Origin of the sequence: Litoribrevibacter euphylliae (assembly GCF_042646085.1) — a bacterium.
Lineage (GTDB): Bacteria > Pseudomonadota > Gammaproteobacteria > Pseudomonadales > Litoribrevibacteraceae > Litoribrevibacter > Litoribrevibacter euphylliae.
In genome coordinates this window covers 132,687-149,790 of record NZ_JBHRSZ010000006.1, presented here as the reverse complement: position 1 = coordinate 149,790, position 17,104 = coordinate 132,687, and the positions used below count along the sequence as shown (strand labels likewise).

The window sequence follows — 17,104 nt, the reverse complement described above, 5'->3', positions numbered from 1 at the left end:
GAAAACCGTAATACCTTAGACTCAGTCTAGCTCGACGTTAAGCAGTATAATTGATCGTATTTAATCACTTGATTAATTTTTACAGAAAGAGAATAAAAGAAGAGTTAGAACGTATTTTTTAGTATTGAAATAAAGGTAAATACGGAGACCTAATAAAGCCAATAACAACACAAACTTGAACGATATTTCAAGACACTTATTCTCTAAGAGTCAGAGGCTATATTCTCCAACTCTCGACGAATTTCCTGCTTCTCATTATTCCGACGACGAACATTGCTCGCAGCCTTAATGATCTCGGTTTCATCCCGATGTTCCATATTCGAGTGGCCACGTTTACCGCCGTTGCCACCTTCGGTTGGGCCTTTCAGTGTTGCCATAGGTTTGCCTTATTAATGCTTTGGATTTCATTATTCAATCACCTTATCTTAGGTGCGAATGAAAGAACGCGAACTAATCAAAAATCTTAGTCATTTAAGTTTAAAGATGCTTCCAGATACTCATAAGCTTTTGGTGCTCTTCTTCTGTAAGAACCATTATCAAGTCCAATAAAATGGTTATCGCAATAATTAAGCAAAGAGTATTCAAGACTAACAGAGTGCTCATTTGAATACTTGTTAGCTTGTTTCAGAATTTCGTTAAAAATTTTATTCTTCAATAACTCTATGACCTGTGCACTATCATGTTCTTTTCCTGCTCCCCGAGACCAATACAATTCCACCTTTTCCAAAATAGCTCGTTCTCTTTCTGACCATTGGTGATAGCTATTCTTGTATGCAGGTGCTCTTACTCCAAACATATTTGAACACTCTAATAATATTTTTTTATTAAACTCACTTCTAATCTTAATATACCCAACAGCCTGACTGGGGTTGGCAGCATCAGGGTTGTTTTCAGCTAAATTCTTTGCAAAAGAAACAAAATCAAAATTAGGGTCACGAATTGACTCTGATATTTGAGGTTTACCGCAAGAAACGAGGAATACATAACACATAATAAAAATGAACTTTTTCAAAGCCCCCCCTTATACCTTAATACCAGTAAAACAGTTACGACTTAGTGCTAAGCCCCCTTTTTATAAGCAGAAAACTCTACCACACCCACCGACAAGAAATCATAAAAAATCCCAGCCGAAGCCGGGATCAAAAACATACGATAACTAGAGCTTTCTAAGACGCCGCCAGTTGCCCAAACTGCTTTCTCTTACGTTCGAGATACGCTATCCCCAACAGCGGTAAGATGATCAAGCTACTGCCTACGATCAGCCAAGCGTCCGGTACTTCATCGAAGAATAAGACACCCAACAGAATGGCCCAGACCATGCCGGTGTATTCTGCGCTGGTCACCTGTTGAGGGGACACCCATTTGTAGCTCATAAAGACGGTGGCGTTGTACATGGAGATAAATACTGCTGAGCCTAAGGCGTAGTACAAGGTATCTGTATCAAACGGTGCATCTTCCCACACGGCCAATGCCATTGCGATCGGCACCATCATAATTTGGCTGACCAACATGGAGTGAACCGTCGATTGCCCTTTCGGTAGTTTACGAACAAGCGTGGCACTGATCGCCAAAGAAAAGGCCACTCCGATGGCACTGATGGCCGACCATGAGATTTCCAACGGACGTAAGATCACCAGAATCCCAATGAATCCACTGATGACTGCCAACAAGCTGGCCTTTGATAAGGGCTCACGAAAGAAAAGTACGGACAGCACCACAACCAACAACGGCGCAGCATAGAAAATGGCATTCGCCGTCGCCAATGGTAAGGTGCTTAACGCCACCACCATACAGCAGATGCCCGCATAGCTAATGTGCGCTCTTAGAAATTGAATACGACCGCCTTCCCACAGATTCCCGAAATTCACTTTTTTAATGAAAGGCAATAACAGCAGCAACATGATCACTAAACGTACGGCTACAAATTGAAAAACAGCGACGTTTTCGCCCTGCATCTTCACAATAAGGTCAGACACAATCGCCATACCGTTGCCTAAAATCAGCAATAGAATAGCACTGTTAACGGTTTTTCCAGACATAAACAACTCCCACCCTTTTCACTCGGCTTATCCCTGCGCACTCAGGGACACGAACAAAAAGCGATCACAAACTAAACAGAAGGCGATCAGAATACGTCGGAAGAAACATGATTAAAAATGATATATATTTGCTAGCATTAGTTTTTTAGATACTAAAACAATAGAAAGAAAACGGATCTAAGCCATGAAACTACCACCGCTGAACGCCCTGCCCGCTTTTGAAGCCGTCGCCCGTTTAAACAGTTTTACGAAGGCAGCCGATGAACTGAATGTCAGCCAAAGCGCGGTGAGCCATCAAATTCGCGCTTTAGAGTCGTATCTCGGGGAAGATCTGTTTACTCGCAAGGGCAGAAATCTGTCTTTGACGGAACAAGGCCAAAACTATTGGGAGGCCATCTCCAGCAGTCTTAATCAGATCGAGCGGGCCAGCGAGCAAGTTCAGGGCATTGCCAGTTCAGAAGTACGATTGGCGCTGTTCAGCTCATTTGCGGTGCGTTGGTTGATCCCCAATTTACCCAGTTTGCAGCGTGAGCACCCGGAGGTAGATCTTCAGTTGGATATGAAGAATGAGAGCCCGGTGTTATCCGATCACACTGCCGATTGCTTCATCACCATTCATGGCGAGAGCAAAGGCTACACCATGGATTTGCTCTACACAGAAAAGCTCTTCCCCATTTGCAGCCGCAATTACTGGAACCACATCTGCGATACGCTTTATCAAGCAGGCATTATTGATAGCCTGACACCGACGCACATTCCTGCCGAGAGTCTCTTTCAGTTTCCACTGTTATCCACTATCTCAATTTTTTGTAAGCCAAAACAAGATTGGCTGCTGTGGGCCTATGCTGGCCGATTAAGAGTGCCGGACAGTGTGAAGTTTCAGCAATTCAGCCACATGCTATTAACGCTGGAGGCGGCTCGCCATCATCAAGGCATTGCTCTGACCAATGACTATATGTATGACCCGGAACGAGATTCCGACCTGGTTCGACTGCCTTGTCATGACTTCATCACCGAGGACAAATTTTACTTTGCCTTCAAAACCAGCCGTCGTAATGAACCCAGTATCATGAAGGTTCGGCAGTGGATTAAGAAGACCGCCCGTACTTCTGGGTTGGCTTAAGCCCTTTATTTTCGGGGGCTGTCGATATAATCACCCTTTGGGGTGAGGTTTTTGGTCAAATTTTTATTGAATAACTGTTTAGCAAAAAATCATTACAAAAATAAGATTCCGCCCATTTTGGCGCAATGGTATAAAGATCAAAAAACAAACAACCGTGCATTTTGCACATCTCGCAGGACGCGATGCTTTTGCCAAGCGCCAGAGAACTGAAACCAAGTTTTCCTGCGCTTATCGCAAAGCCCTTTCAGCATTGAAGCTGTCGTTTGAAGGGGTAATTGGCAGAAATGAAGTCGCCAAAAATCATAGCTCTCGGTCTTTTTATGCTCGGCAGTTTACTGCTGATGGGCTTCTCTGCGCTTATTTTCTCAGATAGCACACCAAACGATGTTGATTATGGTGTTGAAGATAATGAACCGACGCCTGATTGCCTAAACAACTGCGAGCCCGTATCTTTCAGTTCATTCAGCAATGCTCCAACCGCAACCAAGGCTCCGACATCAAAAGCCAAACCCGAGCCATTTGCCAACGCCGAGATGAAAGCTCAGCTCAAGCGAGTGGCTGACATGTACGAATATCAAAGCCAATTCCCAAGTTATTCCTACCCGATCAGTGCAACTAACCTTCAGCAGTTTATTCCCAACCGCCATATTCCAACTGCGTTGCCAATGAAGGGATTGGGCTTAGGTGATGACTTAACCCTTCAGTTGGGCTTGAACAAATTCCAATACTTTTGGGGCGAAACCATAGACGCAACCGTCACGGCCAATCTTGGTGAAAACACCGAAGTTACCTTTGCTGAATTCCAACTGGTAACCGCCGACGGTAAGAGTATTTTTACGCAAGGCGGTTCATCCAGTTCGGTATCCCTAAGTAGTAACCAAGCTACAGCCAGCTTAATTCTCTCTGAAGTCAACGTGCCGTCGGAACAAGATTTTTATGTGGTCGCAAGTGTCCGTTATGCCAATCAAAGCGATCGCTTTGAGATTCGAACGCCGCTCAAGATCAGCCACAAAGTAGGTGAAGTTGAAGGCGTTTCAGACAGCTACGTAGAAGGTTCGCATTTGATGATCCCGGTAAAGGTTGATCTCGACGACACGGGGTATTACGTGCTTTCCGCGAATCTTTACAGCGATAACAATGAGCCACTGATGAACCTCAGCGCTAAAGGGAAATTCAGTGCTTACGACGACATCATTGAGTTGAAAGCGCATTACAGTGCTTTATCCGCGAAACAAAGCGAAGGCCCGTATCAGTTAGATGATTTCGAACTAAAAATGCTACCGGCAAAGCCAGGAGCAAAAAGTGGTTATGGACAAGTACCGGACGAAGCGTTCGACGTTCAAGGCTATCCATTTAAAGACTACGACCAAAGCCCTTACGTTGACCCTAACGTCGAGGCCAAAGTGGAATTTTTAAGAACTTTATCGACGTCTCAGGGTTAGAAACCTGACGCATAAAGCGCTTAATCAACGACTTCAGATCACAGTACACCACATGGTTGGTTTAAGGTGATTGAAGAAGGGATGGAAGAACTTAATAAGTTCCCTTCACGGACGAACTACATCGCTCACATCGGCCAATAAAGGTTCGATGTAATTGACTAAAACAAAATAACAATAAGAGAGAGTAATGATGTTTAAGAAATTAGCAGTATCTGCATGCATCATCACAGGGGGAATGCTGGCGGCTTTGCCTGCAAGTGCACAACTGGCAGGGAAAAACGTGATTGCCATTCACGGCTTTCAACCAGGCAATTTGATGTCCGGTGATCAAACCGAACAACAAATCAGCCAAAACGGTGAAAGTTACTGGGCGGACTTCTGGTTGCAACACGCTGATGCGCGTATCGACTGGGATTCCAACGACCGTATTGAAGGCGACACCGCACAACGCATCTACGACAAAATCACTGAGCTTTCACGCGCGGGATTCTGTAACGATGGTTGTGTTTTGGTAACCCATTCAACCGGTGATTTGGTGGCCCGCTACATGCTGGAAAACCAAGCGCACTGGTTAGAGTCACAAGACCTTCAACCACTCAACATTCTGGCAGCGATCGACTTTGCTGGCGCCGGTGGTGGTACTGAATTGGCTGATACAGCCATTCAAGCCGCTAACAACGACGCTTGGTACATGTGGCCGCTGAAAGAAGCTTCTGAAGCCTTCCTTGGTTTCGAACTTCAACCAGACAACATGGGTGTGCTTCATAACCTACAACCAAGCGTTGCGCGTTCAATGGCAACGTCTGTGTCTGACGTACCTCGTCTACGCATGGTAGGTGCAGGTTCTGAATACGGCGGTATTACAAAATCCTTCATTACCGGCTCTGACGACTCGGTTGTGCCTTTGCACTCTGCGTGTGGCGCAGCGGACAACGGTAGCTACGACAGCTGTCTGCCAGACTTGGCAATGAACGGTAAAGTAGAAAGCAAACCAGCGCCAAGTAGCTTCTTCCCGAATCACTTCCCATTAGTGATGGCAGAAGGTGCCGGTCATGGTGCAACCATCAGCAATGCCACAGGCAACGAGATGACTGCATCCACCAGCAACTACAGCGTCAGCGGTTTAAGCATGAACCTAACGCTTGAACAGCGCGAAGAACTGGCTTGGTGGCAGCTTTGGGGTCAAGGTGACAAGTACACCACGATCAAAGGTGCAAAGAACCAGTCCATGTCTGCTGTGGTGTATAACAGCTTTTAGAAATAAACGTTGGATCTAACGACTGTTAGATTTGAGAGCGATATGAACCGGGGTAGAAGACATTCTGCCCCGGTTTTTTATTTGTTAACTGTCAGGCTTTTGATAATGAAGAAAGTCATATTTAACTCTGCCACTTTCTAACTCCATTTCATGAAGGGCTACTTCGCCTTGCCGTTTTAACTCAATCCCTCTGGGCAAAGAAACCCAAAACGCCCCTTTATCTGTCTGAACTTGTAACTTTGTTTTATTACCTTCTTCAGTGAAATGAACTGTAGATCCTATGACATGACCAACTACATCCCGACCTTGTTCGATTTGTTGCTTAGAAACTGCGTAAATACACAAAGCGAAAATACCACTGATAAGAAAAACAGGCAGTGCCTTTAGCAACTTCTGTTTCCGTTCTAGACGATCAAATTTACGTTGAATATCGTTCATTAAAAATTCTTTTTTGTCCAAACCTCAATCAACCCAACCCTTCCAACTCTCGACTAATATTTTGTCGGGCGTTAGCTTCCAGCGCTTCATAAAAAACGTCACATGAGTAAATACGAGGTCTTGCCAAGAAAGACGTCAACAAAGCTCTTCGTTTTCGAGTATAAATAAACTTGGGCACCCAAGCGTATTCCTGTCTCACATCCTGCTGATATTTTGTATAGACTTCTTCTGAACGACCAAGAATCGCCAGATCAATATCGACAATAAGCTTTTGATCTTCGTCGACAGGCACATAGTTATGCTCAGTCGCCATGATGAATTCAACAACCTTATTGATGGTTTCTTCATTCGCTTCATTTTCAGTTAAGAAGGTGCGTGCCCACTGAGCACTTTTAGCCTCATTACCAGAAGACTTAGTTTTATAGATGGCGTCATGGAACCATAACGCCAGTTCGATCAGGTCTTTTTGACTCGTCAATTCCTCAACCTGATCTAAAGATTCTAATACCGCCGCTAAATGCGATAGGTCATGGTAGCGTCGATGTTTTTCGGAGTAAGCGGCGATCAGAGCGTCAAAGGTTGTTTGATTCTCTGATAGCCCTAAGCGTGTCATCAAAGCTTGCCATCGCGCCTGCCACATAATGAAATCCTCGTTACAACATATTCCTTGTCGACAAGAATACCCTGCAAACGCGCTACTCCCAACTCATCACACCGTTATATTCTGTGCAGTTCATAACAACGTTTTCAGCATCCGCAATGTAGACTTGTTGCTTAGCCGAGACGGGATAAGTCAGATACTGAGAGCAAGTCGCACTTTGGCCATTTCCTACCACAACCTTGGTACCAGGTTTGAGCGTGCAGCTCACCATTTTGTCCAGAGGTGACCATTGGTAGCAAATCTCATAATCAGAGCGATACGCAGAAATACTGCCAGCGGGTTCATTAAACGCCCACCACTGACCGTATTGGCTGTTGGGATTGGTGCTGTTCCAAGCGCGGAAGACTTTTACCTGTGCATTTTCTTTACTCTCATACACTTGACCTTGGCACAATTTACCTTGGTCTTTTTCACCTAAGGCATCATTCAACAACGCTGTATCAGTAACCGCACTGAACTGGGTAGACAGCACTTGAGGTAAGTCTGTGCTTCCCACACAGGTTTGTGGAGCAACGTGAGCACTTTCAGTAGGAACAGTAGAACAGCCTTGTACAGCAAATACTAAGGCACTTAATAACATCCGTTTCATAGAGCCATAACCTTTCAATGAGTGAATTACACTCGCTCTAGCCATTTAACAGACGAGAGTAAGCAAGTATTAAAACGTTAGGTTATGACCCCAAGAGATATCCAGCTTCTGCTGATTACAGGTAATTACATATAAATATCTACCACCTAAAACGAGAAGTCGCCAACACCTTTTTTAAGTAAAAACTATACGTATGTCGTATAGCATTTACTTACATTCTCGTCTTAAACAAAGATCTTGAGAAAAATTTCACAATTTTAATAAATCTTATTTTTTATCCACCTGAACTGAAGTAGCGTCTCACATTCTAGGATTTCACTTAATGAGAGAACAAAGAAAAAGCCTCTAAAGTTAAGCCACCTTCCCATTGCCCATTGAAAAGGATTTCAATATGCCAGAGTTAAAAATCGTGATGTCTGTTGGCATTAAAGGAAAAAATCTTCCAAAAGATGTCAAAGCAGTTCAAGAAGCGCTAAACGAACTAATTCACCTCATTTCACCGATTAAAAGACTTACTATTGATGGACAGCTTGGGCCTAAACCGGAAAACTCCAAAACGGTCAAAGCAATAAAAGAGTTTCAAAGAAAAGTGGTGATGTTTAAGCGTCCAGACGGCTTAATCACCGTCAATGGTCGAACACACAAGAAGATCAAAGAAAAACAGTCCTCCACAAAGTTAGCAGCTATCGTTTCTCCCGCAACATTTGTCAGTACCATCCCTTGGATGAAAACAGCCCTAGCAGAAATAGGGCAATCAGAGGTTGCAGGTCCAAAAGCAAATCCTCGAATTTTAGAATACTTTAAAGCCACTAAGTTTTGGGGAACAGATGACTCAGGCGGTAAAAATGCATGGTGTGGATCTTTTGTAGCTTGGGTACTAAAAAAACATGGATTTAAGCCTGTCAAGAGTGGTTACAGAGCAAGAGAATGGGTTAATTTTGGAAAGAAGATTGAAAAACCAATTCACGGAGCTATTGGAGTCAAAACTCGCAAAGGTGGTGGTCATGTTGCCTTTGTAGTAGGTAAGAGCAGTGATGGAAAATATTTATATATGTTAGGCGGGAATCAAAGTAACCAAGTTAAAGTATCAAAATACAAAGCTGAGGTGTGGGATACATTCGTCATTCCTACGAGCTTCGACACAAAACAAAGCTCATTACCCGTTTATACTAAGAAAGCTGCTATTGCAGGAAGCGAAGCTTAATCAAAAGGAACTGACTCATGAAAAGCTTACTCTTACTCTCCCTAACTCTTTTCTTAATTGCATGTAAAACATCTGCGACAGCAAATAACCAGGAATATTCAGAACAAGAATCGTTCCTTATAGAAGCAATTCAAAACACGTCTTATTCTGCGGTCATAAAACACACTCGTGTTGAGGTCATCCCATCAAATGACCAAGACTTCCCAGAACAACACATCTATTACGCAAAGGTAATTGAAACCTTAAACGGAAAAGAGCTCACTACCCTTAGTTACTCTATGTTCGTAGAAGAAGGTGAAGATGCGGTTATAGATCAAAGCCCCATTATTGTAACCCTGTGCAAAAATGGTGAAGGCTTCTACTGGCCAGGAACAGGCGCCCAGTTTGAAAGCACACCAGCTCTTATTAATTTAGCTAAGAAGAATGTAACGCGTGTTAAATCCCATCCAGAACAGGGTTCACATTGCAATTACTAGGGAACCTCTGAACAAGTCCCTATAACAAAGAATTAGCCGCTGACTCAATACAAGTCTGCGGCATCCCTTATCTAAACCTCTACTTCCTCAAAACGCGACGCCATACCTACCCCACCAACAATCAGCGATTGAATTTCGCCGTCATTTGTTGAAAGACGAGCATCAAGACAACTAGGCGATGCCGGTGTCATCGAGTACCCTTGTTCGATCACAAAGTGGTCTTTATCCATATCCAGGTAGTCATGCAGATAGCATACGAGCGGGCCAGCAGCCATGCCGGTGGCAGATTCCTCTTCAATGCCATAACGCGGGGCAAACATCCGGGTTGATGCATCACGACCTTCGACATTGGTTTCGGTGGTGAAGACGTAATAGCCGATTAAGTCGTACTTTTCGGAGATGGCTTCTATCTCCTGCTGATTCGGTTGTATTGCTTCTAACTGTGCAATGCTGTTTACGCCCACAACCAAGAAGCCGTTTCCAGTATTGGCAATCACAGGCTTAGCCATGACGTCTTGTTGTGACAGCCCCAATGAACCAAGAATGCGCTCGTGATCCCCTTCTGGGTCTGAATACTTAGGTGCCAGTTGTTCCATGTAGGCAACGTTGCCTTTGACTTCAATTTGTCGAACACCATCAATGGTTTCTTTGGAGGTATTTGGTGACGGGATCAAGCCTTGCTGCGAGAGGTAGCTGAAGGTGGCAATAGTGGCGTGCCCACAATGCGCAATTTGCTTCTGCGGCGTAAAGAAATCCAGTTTGAAATCCGCCTCGCTAGATTGAGATACAAACGCCGTTTCTGACAAGCCAACTTGCTTGGCAATATTAAGTTTTTGCTCGTTAGATAATGCGTCGGCATTTAGGACAACACCTGCAGGATTCCCCCCACGATGGTCATCGACAAAGGCATTTAAGATCGCCACATTTACTTTCATCACCCGTCTCCTTAGATCATTGTTAAATCGGTATGAAAGCAATGCTAGCAATCTAGACCATGGTCTAGGTCAAGCCTTTTAGTCGAGAAATTTTATTCGCCGTGACATCGACATAATGCTCGATGTTTTTCTGCTGTTCCTTAAGATGTTCAAGATGATCTTCGAGAATACTCAAACAGGTAGTGCTGTCATCATTGTAAAAGGCAACGGAGTATTCTTTGATTCGACTGAGTGGCATTCCCGAGTTTTTCATGCAGGCGATCCAGTTTAATAGATCCACATCTTTGCCATTATAAGCCCGATGACCGCTGGCATCCTTCTTGGGCTGATTGATCAGCCCTTGTTTTTCATAATACCGAATGGTGTGAATACCTAGCCCAGTATTCTCGCTGACGAGTCCGATTTTCATAACACTTTCTCGTTTTAAAGACCTCAACCTAACAAAAAACAATCCTATAAAACACACCGACGTTGCGCTACAAACCGCAGATGTTTTTTCACAGAGACAATCCTTTACTGCAACATCGCCTGTACATTGCCAGAAAGATCTGCCGCTTTATGCAATAAGCCATAACGTTGTCGATACTCGGTCATGGTAATGCCCATGGTTTTCTTAAATAGACGTCGAAATGAACTCACGTCTTCGTAACCCGACTCCCAAATCAAGCTGTTCACCTGCTTATTACTGGTTTCCAAACCGCGTCGAACAAATTCGATACGCAAGCGCTGAAGATAAGCAATCGGCGTTTCACCGGTGGCTTGTTTGAAACGGCGCGTTAATTGGCGTTCGCTGATGGACACTTGCGCCATTAATTCTGGTAACGATTCTACATCCTGAAAATGTTGTTCCAACAAGTCTTGAAGCTGAGACACGTAAGCATCGCCATGGGAACGATTAGGTATAAACATACTGAACGGCGTTTGAAGATCTTGTGCCGGTTCAATCAGCATTAATCGCCCCGCATTCAATGCCAATTCCCGGCTGTGAAATCGCTCAATGATGTAAAGCACCATCTGGGAAATGGCGGACGCACCACCAAAGCTGATCACATCACCGTGATCAATCATCAATTGGTTCACGTCGAATACTTGTTCCGGGAAAAGAAGATGGGCTTTACTGTCCATGATCCAGTGAGTCGTTAATGCTCGATCAGACGCAATACCGGATGCAGCCAAAATAAAGTTGCCATGACAGACACCAACAACCACAGTACCTTGCTGATGCCAGGCTTTAATCAATTCAATGTAGTCTTGGTTATTAACCAGCGCTTGCACCAACCGTTTCTCTCTGGCAGTCGCTTCGACCATTCCCGGCACGATCAGGATATCAGGCCGGTCTGTTGGATCGACAGGTGCTACCGGGGTGATCGGAAAACCATTGTAGGCTCGGTGTTCTTTATTTCGCCCGATCATTTTGAACGGGAAGATATCTTCCTCAATGCCACTACTTTTTCGATGACAGTAGTTTGCCGAAATTAAGGTATCCACCACAGAGAACACACCTGACGCGGGGCAATTGTCCCCAATCAGAATTGATATTGTTTTTTTCTGCATAACGAACCTCTTTTCCCAATCCCTACTCGGGCTCCCGTCTTAATTCACAGTATAAATGCTAATTTAGCCATGCCCGCCAAGCCATATTTGACATTAAGGGTGCGGTTTTAGTCATATCAACTGAGTGACTAATTTAGCACCTTAAGTGCCTTAAAAGACACTCCTTAATAAAAGCAAGGGTACTTATGATTAAAAAATAGACACATGCTCGATACATCATATTTAAGGAGCCAACCATGAATACCACGGTAGACGTCACACACAATCAACCAAATACAACGAAGAATGTACGCCACCATTCACACGATTCAGAACCACGCTATCCGGAACAACGCAGTGCAGAGCCTTCAGTACTGCATCCTACATCACCAGTTACTGAACATCAGTGGTTAGAACACATAGAGAACTTCATTGGAAAGAAAAAGCAACCAGCACCGTTCGTGTGGGCAGGAAAAGCCGTTCGTGCCGTCAATGTTATTTCTACACGAGCAGCCGGGAAAATGGCCTTCAATATCTGGTTTACTCCTCAGAATCGTCCGATCAACGAAACGGATCACGCATGGCTAAGCTCGGCATCACAAGAAACTATGGATTACCAAGGCAACGCAATTCCCATATACCAATGGGGATCAGGACCAACAATTCTTACCGTACATGGCTGGGGTGGTCACAGCGGTCAGTTCCGCCAACTGACACAAGCCTTGGTCAATGCAGGGTATCGAGTCATGGCGTTTGACGCACCAGGGCACGGTCGGGCTGAAGGCAAAACCACCAACGCCGAAGAAATCAGTGAGATCATCCAACAGATTGCGCAGCAAGAAACACTAACCGGTATTATCAGCCATTCCATCGGCGGACTGTCCAGTCACAATGCGTTGAATGCGGGAGCAGAAGCTGGCTTTCATGTGGTACTGAACACACCGATGTGTTTAAGCCATATCGTTCATACCTTCAAACACCAACTGTCTTTGCCGTCAGAAGTGATCGACCAACACAAGGCCTTAATGGAACAGAAGTTTGGTGACAATTTCTGGGGCGACTATGACTTACGAAACCAGAGCTATCACATGCCACAGTTCTACAGCTACGACGACAAAGATCATCAAGTCAGTCTGGAAGTCGGTAAAACGCTGAAAAGCCAAATTCCAACCGCAGAACATCGCTTCACCCAAGCACTTGGGCACAACAAAGCGGTAAGAGATCCAGAGGTCATTGACGCGGTAAAAGCGTTTATTGAGAGGAATGCAGAGTAGTTGAGTGTCAAACGCTGAGAAGCAACCGAGCAATAGCAACCTGTCTTGCCAGTTGAAGGAAAAATGCTGTAATTATTAACCGCCTTACAACTGGCCTTTTTAACCCGACTTTTAACCGGCTTTCCTCGCCCGTTTAGTACGATACATTTCCTGATCGGCCGAATCCAATAACTGATCAAAATCCATCTCCACTTCAGGCACCAAAATACCGCCAATACTGACTTTTAACGGACGGCCAAGCGACAGGAGTTGATGACTGAAGTAGAGGTTCATACGCTGAATCACTGCGGGCAAGGTATCGATCTCTGAGAGCAATACCAAGGCGACAAACTCATCGCCACCGATGCGTGCTGAAATGTCATTATCACGAAGACACTCTTCCATGCCTCGTGCCAATTGGATAATGGCTTCATCCCCCGCCTCATGCCCAATGACATCATTGATCTCTTTTAAATCATCAATGTCGAGATACAACAACCCCATGCTGCAACCAATACGCCGAGCCAGTTTGTGCTGCTGATGGGCCAACGCTTTAAAACCACGGCGATTATAAAGACCGGTCATCTCATCGGTGATGGCTATTTCTTCGAGCTCTTTATTACGCTGGATCAACTCCAGATCACTTTCAACAATGTTCCGGAATTGCTCGACAAGCTTCGGATAAATCGGGTCAAAGTTGGTGGGTTCTTCATTTAAAATGCAGATGGTGCCAAATAAATCACCACAGGGAAGAAAAATTGGCATCCCAAGATAGGATACTAAGCCATCGGCCACTTCTGGGTTATCAGCCCAGAACGTATCCTTTCTAGCATCCCGAACATAGAGCGGATCTTTGGTTTCTACGATCTTCTTACAATAGAGGTTAATGTCGTAGCCAACTACGTCCCCGGTACCGTATTTTATTGCTTGTTTCTCAGAGGCAACCACAGTCATCAATCCATCCGACGAACACTGCACTATGTACCCCGCAGAACAGTGACACGCTTCCGCCATGACATTCACGGTATGCTGCCATTTTTTAAGCCAAGGGCCAAAATGATCGGAGTTAATAACCCACTCTGTCTGAGACATAAGCGATTACCACATCAGGGGAAGACACTGTGAACAAAAGGTTTACTTGATTGGCCTGTCACGCACACTAATATCTATAAAGTTAGTCGGATTTTCTTAAACTGTTAGGGTCAAGTGATGAACGGTTGCAAAGAGACGGTGCAAATCAGCAGACAAAAAACGGGGAAACCAAGAAGGTTTCCCCGTATAAACGTGAGACTAAAGAATCGCTAGCGACCGAAAATCATACCGAATAACCATCTCAAAAAATCAATGAGACGTTGCCAAGGGTTGGGTTGTGGACGGTTATCCACAATATCAAACTCAGCGCTTACCGATTCTCGACCATCAGACACAATCACAGACACCGTAGCCGGTAAATGTTCAAAACTGGCATCCGTCAGCTCAGCGGTAATCACACCTTGGTCGGACACAGCAAAACCGGCTGGCAGCCCTTGTACTTGATAACTTAAGCTGTCGCCATCGGCATCGGTGAAGTAGTCGCTAAGATCCAGCTCTACCTCTTGATCCATACTGGTCAGAGAAAGATCAGATATCTCATCTACTTGCTCTGGTGCCGTGTTTTCGAAGCGCAGCCCCACCACAATCGGATCGTGATCTGAAGATCGATACGCATCTGGCGACGCATAATGATCAATGGAGTCATATGGCTGACCGTTGGTTTCGGTCAGGTAATCCACCATTGAATCTTCAACCGAGTTGATGTGCCAAGCATCGACACTCACCACATGCTCAACCAAAGCATCGCTCGCTAACGCATGATCCAAGCTGCCAAGGAAACCGCTGAATGAATACGAGAATGGCTTTTCTTCAGAGGCCTTATCGGTGTACTTCAGGTTGGTAAAACCATCACCATAGAACACCTGCATTGGGTCTTCCTGACTGTAGGCATTCAAGTCACCCAAGATCATCACTTTATCCGTTTCAACACCGGTTGGCTGAGTCGCTAAGAACTGAGTCAACGCCTGTGCGGCTTTGGTACGAGTGAGGTTACAGTTGCCTTGACCATCCTGACCTTCATTGACTTCATTACACGCCGAACCTTTGGACTTAAGGTGGTTCACAGACAAGGTGAAGGTCTCACCCTGATAATCGAAACTTTGAATCAACGACGGGCGGTTTTTGTCGTCAATAAACAGCGGGTCGCCATTGTCATCCACAGGCGAGTTGTCACTGTTCAGGATTACCGTGTCACCGGTAGGGTTCAACTTAGCCGTGCGATAAAGCAGCCCCACTGAAATCGCATCGGTGCCAATCGCACTCACACCCGGATTAACAAAGCTGTATTCGTTGCCCGGTTGTTGTTGCCTATTCAATGCAACCACCAAATCCTGAATGGCACTGTTGGCATCAAAGCCGTCGTTTTCAATCTCCATCAACGCAACAACATCAGCATTCATCGCCGTCAATGCCGCCACGATCTTATCCGTCTGCACAGTGAACGCATCGTAAGTTGGTGCACCACGAGAAGTTGGGAAACCACCGCCTTGACCATCGCCATTGAAGAAGTTGAGTACGTTCATGCCCACCACAACCAGATCGGCCTCTTCCGAGATCACAGGTTCAAGCGTACGAGGTGCGGTCGGATCAATGGTCAGATTTGAAGGGATCACCGTATAGTTGTTACGCCAGCCGTGCATCACCCCTTCAAGGTCACGGACGCTGTAACCGATACGCATTGGGTTATCCGCAGAGAAGCCTGAGTCGTCCGGGAATGGAATGAAGGATGGATAAGAAGCCGACACGCCATCATCGACCAACAACACATCGAGTGGACGCGCATCCGCTGCCGCTTGCGCTTCAGCAGACCCCGGCAGAGCAATTTCTGTCGGTTGATAGTGCAACTTAGACGACACCACGAACTGACCGTAGTTACCAAAACCATAACCTGTGCCAAACAGATCACTGACAATCAGTTCTTGGTTGGTTTGAACGCGCATCCCTTCAACGGCTTCCAGCGCTTCAAGCGATGCCACAGGTAAGGTTACAGACGCAGCGGTTGGTAAGTCGTTTCCAGAAGAACACACCACCAGTTCATCGACGCTCTTCAACTGAGTGGTGTTATTGAATTCAGCCACCGATGCCATCAAACGAACTTTGTCGCCGACATTCACAGCATTGCGGTAGTCATAGACGAACACACCTTCCGAGGTGTTGTCATTGCCATCACTGTCAGACGCTTCCTCTTGTAACCAGAAACCGCTGTACTGATAAGAAGAGTCGCCGTTGGCCAAAGCACCGCCTTGCAGATCCGCCGTCACAATGGCTTCAACAATCACCTTCTGACCAGACAATGGCGACGCATCGTTTGAAATGTCGATGATATGGCCCTGCACAGCACTGATCAATGCGTAGTTTTCAACCGTTGAATCACCACACTCACCTAAGGTTGGCTCAGGATCAGGGTCAACACCGCCACAGGCATTCACCGCTCCCGGTGTTGGAGTCAATTGTTGATAACCGTCGCTATTACGCGCGATGCCTTCACCACAACGCTGGTTCGAGTGGTTATCTTTATCGCCTGCGCCACCTTCATTAACTTGCGGCTGCCCTGCATTCAACAAAGGCAATAGACCGCTGTCATCACCATCGTTGGTGTCATAAACCAACGCATCAACCAGATTATTGGTTGTGATCGCTGACCCGTTCGGAAACTGGCTGGCCGCCACTTGATACAAGGCAACCGCATCGGCTCCGTTCTGAATCAAGTTGCTGTTTGGCGAGACATCCAAATCACAATTGACCACATATTCGGCATCACCACACACCACGAAATAGCCATTACTGTCAGTAACCTGACCAGATAGATCAATTGTCTTGTAACTACTGTCGTTGCTGCCGTTGAAAAACACTAAGGCGTAGCCATCCAGGGAGGTATTCCCTGCGCCACCATCGTACAGTTCAACGAATTCGGCGGTATCAGTACTCGGGTTGTCGCTGTCTACTTCATTAATGACCGGCGCAGCCATTAGTGACGTAGCTACACTGCTGCTCATAATGGCAGAAGCTAATAATAATTTTCGCATGAGAGCTCCAATTTTTAATCGAATGGTTATAGTTT

General features: G+C 45.5%; 17 protein-coding genes. 6 read left to right on the top strand and 11 right to left on the bottom strand.

Going from position 1 to position 17,104, the window contains the following annotated elements:
• Positions 1-203 precede the first annotated feature (203 nt).
• The 3 genes from ACFOEK_RS14615 to ACFOEK_RS14605 all read right to left on the bottom strand — a co-directional run bounded on the left by ACFOEK_RS14615 (position 204) and on the right by ACFOEK_RS14605 (position 2,039).
• Positions 204-377: a hypothetical protein gene (locus ACFOEK_RS14615; protein ID WP_386722196.1), complete on the bottom strand. Its 174-nt coding sequence runs from the start codon at positions 375-377 to the stop codon at positions 204-206.
• 86 nt (positions 378-463) lie between these two features.
• Positions 464-1,012 carry a hypothetical protein gene (locus ACFOEK_RS14610; protein WP_386722195.1) on the bottom strand — a complete coding sequence of 183 codons (549 nt, stop codon included), beginning with the start codon at positions 1,010-1,012 and terminating at the stop codon, positions 464-466.
• 154 nt (positions 1,013-1,166) lie between these two features.
• Positions 1,167-2,039, bottom strand: a complete 873-nt coding sequence (locus ACFOEK_RS14605) for a DMT family transporter (RefSeq protein WP_386722194.1) — start codon at positions 2,037-2,039, stop codon at positions 1,167-1,169.
• A 184-nt stretch (positions 2,040-2,223) separates the two neighbouring features.
• Between ACFOEK_RS14605 and ACFOEK_RS14600 the strand changes: the two genes are divergently transcribed.
• From ACFOEK_RS14600 to ACFOEK_RS14590, 3 genes are all read left to right on the top strand, one after another.
• Positions 2,224-3,162: a LysR family transcriptional regulator gene (locus tag ACFOEK_RS14600; protein ID WP_386722193.1), complete on the top strand. Its 939-nt coding sequence runs from the start codon at positions 2,224-2,226 to the stop codon at positions 3,160-3,162.
• Positions 3,163-3,446: 284 nt separating this feature from the next.
• Positions 3,447-4,604, top strand: coding sequence for a hypothetical protein (locus ACFOEK_RS14595; RefSeq protein ID WP_386722192.1), 1,158 nt, complete (start codon positions 3,447-3,449; stop codon positions 4,602-4,604).
• 187 nt (positions 4,605-4,791) lie between these two features.
• Positions 4,792-5,862 (top strand): hypothetical protein, encoded by a 1,071-nt coding sequence (locus ACFOEK_RS14590; RefSeq protein WP_386722191.1) that lies wholly within the window; start codon positions 4,792-4,794, stop codon positions 5,860-5,862.
• Positions 5,863-5,946: 84 nt separating this feature from the next.
• On the opposite strand, the gene ACFOEK_RS14585 is transcribed toward ACFOEK_RS14590, so the two are convergent.
• Genes ACFOEK_RS14585 through ACFOEK_RS14575 form a run of 3 tightly spaced genes read right to left on the bottom strand, consistent with a single transcriptional unit; the run spans position 5,947 to position 7,550 of the window.
• Entirely contained in the window at positions 5,947-6,300 is a 354-nt protein-coding gene (locus ACFOEK_RS14585; RefSeq protein WP_386722190.1) for a hypothetical protein, read from the bottom strand.
• 28 nt (positions 6,301-6,328) lie between these two features.
• Positions 6,329-6,940, bottom strand: a complete 612-nt coding sequence (locus tag ACFOEK_RS14580) for an HD domain-containing protein (RefSeq protein WP_386722189.1) — start codon at positions 6,938-6,940, stop codon at positions 6,329-6,331.
• Positions 6,941-6,995: 55 nt separating this feature from the next.
• A complete protein-coding gene (locus ACFOEK_RS14575; RefSeq protein ID WP_386722188.1) occupies positions 6,996-7,550 on the bottom strand; it encodes a hypothetical protein in 555 nt (184 codons plus the stop codon).
• 391 nt (positions 7,551-7,941) lie between these two features.
• On the opposite strand from ACFOEK_RS14575, the gene ACFOEK_RS14570 reads away from it, so the two are divergent.
• Both ACFOEK_RS14570 and ACFOEK_RS14565 read left to right on the top strand, forming a co-directional pair.
• Positions 7,942-8,754 carry an NlpC/P60 family protein gene (locus ACFOEK_RS14570; RefSeq protein WP_386722187.1) on the top strand — a complete coding sequence of 271 codons (813 nt, stop codon included), beginning with the start codon at positions 7,942-7,944 and terminating at the stop codon, positions 8,752-8,754.
• A gap of 17 nt (positions 8,755-8,771) precedes the next feature.
• The gene (locus ACFOEK_RS14565) at positions 8,772-9,230 is read left to right on the top strand and encodes a hypothetical protein (protein WP_386722186.1); all 459 of its coding nucleotides are present in this window, start codon (positions 8,772-8,774) and stop codon (positions 9,228-9,230) included.
• Between the two features lie 71 nt (positions 9,231-9,301).
• Here ACFOEK_RS14565 and ACFOEK_RS14560 read toward each other — a convergent pair whose 3' ends face one another.
• From ACFOEK_RS14560 to ACFOEK_RS14550, 3 genes are all read right to left on the bottom strand, one after another.
• Positions 9,302-10,165: a PhzF family phenazine biosynthesis protein gene (locus ACFOEK_RS14560; RefSeq protein WP_386722185.1), complete on the bottom strand. Its 864-nt coding sequence runs from the start codon at positions 10,163-10,165 to the stop codon at positions 9,302-9,304.
• Positions 10,166-10,229: 64 nt separating this feature from the next.
• A complete protein-coding gene (locus tag ACFOEK_RS14555; RefSeq protein ID WP_386722184.1) occupies positions 10,230-10,574 on the bottom strand; it encodes a MerR family transcriptional regulator in 345 nt (114 codons plus the stop codon).
• A gap of 104 nt (positions 10,575-10,678) precedes the next feature.
• Positions 10,679-11,719 carry a GlxA family transcriptional regulator gene (locus ACFOEK_RS14550; protein ID WP_386722183.1) on the bottom strand — a complete coding sequence of 347 codons (1,041 nt, stop codon included), beginning with the start codon at positions 11,717-11,719 and terminating at the stop codon, positions 10,679-10,681.
• A 236-nt stretch (positions 11,720-11,955) separates the two neighbouring features.
• Here ACFOEK_RS14550 and ACFOEK_RS14545 point away from each other — a divergent pair, with 236 nt between their 5' ends.
• Complete coding sequence (locus ACFOEK_RS14545) at positions 11,956-12,972, top strand: alpha/beta hydrolase (protein WP_386722182.1); 1,017 nt, start codon at positions 11,956-11,958, stop codon at positions 12,970-12,972.
• 111 nt (positions 12,973-13,083) lie between these two features.
• Here ACFOEK_RS14545 and ACFOEK_RS14540 read toward each other — a convergent pair whose 3' ends face one another.
• Both ACFOEK_RS14540 and ACFOEK_RS14535 read right to left on the bottom strand, forming a co-directional pair.
• Positions 13,084-14,043 carry a sensor domain-containing diguanylate cyclase gene (locus ACFOEK_RS14540; protein WP_386722181.1) on the bottom strand — a complete coding sequence of 320 codons (960 nt, stop codon included), beginning with the start codon at positions 14,041-14,043 and terminating at the stop codon, positions 13,084-13,086.
• Between the two features lie 209 nt (positions 14,044-14,252).
• The gene (locus ACFOEK_RS14535; protein WP_386722180.1) at positions 14,253-17,069 is read right to left on the bottom strand and encodes an ExeM/NucH family extracellular endonuclease; all 2,817 of its coding nucleotides are present in this window, start codon (positions 17,067-17,069) and stop codon (positions 14,253-14,255) included.
• Between the last annotated feature and the right edge of the window lie 35 nt (positions 17,070-17,104).

Excerpts from the sequence above, each read along its gene's own strand:
- ACFOEK_RS14615 (WP_386722196.1), bottom strand. The coding sequence starts at position 377 with ATGGCAACACTGAAAGGCCCAACCGAAGGTGGCAACGGCGGTAAACGT.
- ACFOEK_RS14565 (WP_386722186.1), top strand. The coding sequence starts at position 8,772 with ATGAAAAGCTTACTCTTACTCTCCCTAACTCTTTTCTTAATTGCATGT.
- ACFOEK_RS14535 (WP_386722180.1), bottom strand. The coding sequence starts at position 17,069 with ATGCGAAAATTATTATTAGCTTCTGCCATTATGAGCAGCAGTGTAGCT.
- ACFOEK_RS14570 (WP_386722187.1), top strand. The coding sequence starts at position 7,942 with ATGCCAGAGTTAAAAATCGTGATGTCTGTTGGCATTAAAGGAAAAAAT.
- ACFOEK_RS14590 (WP_386722191.1), top strand. The coding sequence starts at position 4,792 with ATGATGTTTAAGAAATTAGCAGTATCTGCATGCATCATCACAGGGGGA.
- ACFOEK_RS14600 (WP_386722193.1), top strand. The coding sequence starts at position 2,224 with ATGAAACTACCACCGCTGAACGCCCTGCCCGCTTTTGAAGCCGTCGCC.
- ACFOEK_RS14540 (WP_386722181.1), bottom strand. The coding sequence starts at position 14,043 with ATGTCTCAGACAGAGTGGGTTATTAACTCCGATCATTTTGGCCCTTGG.
- ACFOEK_RS14585 (WP_386722190.1), bottom strand. The coding sequence starts at position 6,300 with ATGAACGATATTCAACGTAAATTTGATCGTCTAGAACGGAAACAGAAG.
- ACFOEK_RS14555 (WP_386722184.1), bottom strand. The coding sequence starts at position 10,574 with ATGAAAATCGGACTCGTCAGCGAGAATACTGGGCTAGGTATTCACACC.
- ACFOEK_RS14605 (WP_386722194.1), bottom strand. The coding sequence starts at position 2,039 with ATGTCTGGAAAAACCGTTAACAGTGCTATTCTATTGCTGATTTTAGGC.
- ACFOEK_RS14560 (WP_386722185.1), bottom strand. The coding sequence starts at position 10,165 with ATGAAAGTAAATGTGGCGATCTTAAATGCCTTTGTCGATGACCATCGT.
- ACFOEK_RS14550 (WP_386722183.1), bottom strand. The coding sequence starts at position 11,719 with ATGCAGAAAAAAACAATATCAATTCTGATTGGGGACAATTGCCCCGCG.
- ACFOEK_RS14580 (WP_386722189.1), bottom strand. The coding sequence starts at position 6,940 with ATGTGGCAGGCGCGATGGCAAGCTTTGATGACACGCTTAGGGCTATCA.
- ACFOEK_RS14545 (WP_386722182.1), top strand. The coding sequence starts at position 11,956 with ATGAATACCACGGTAGACGTCACACACAATCAACCAAATACAACGAAG.
- ACFOEK_RS14575 (WP_386722188.1), bottom strand. The coding sequence starts at position 7,550 with ATGAAACGGATGTTATTAAGTGCCTTAGTATTTGCTGTACAAGGCTGT.
- ACFOEK_RS14595 (WP_386722192.1), top strand. The coding sequence starts at position 3,447 with ATGAAGTCGCCAAAAATCATAGCTCTCGGTCTTTTTATGCTCGGCAGT.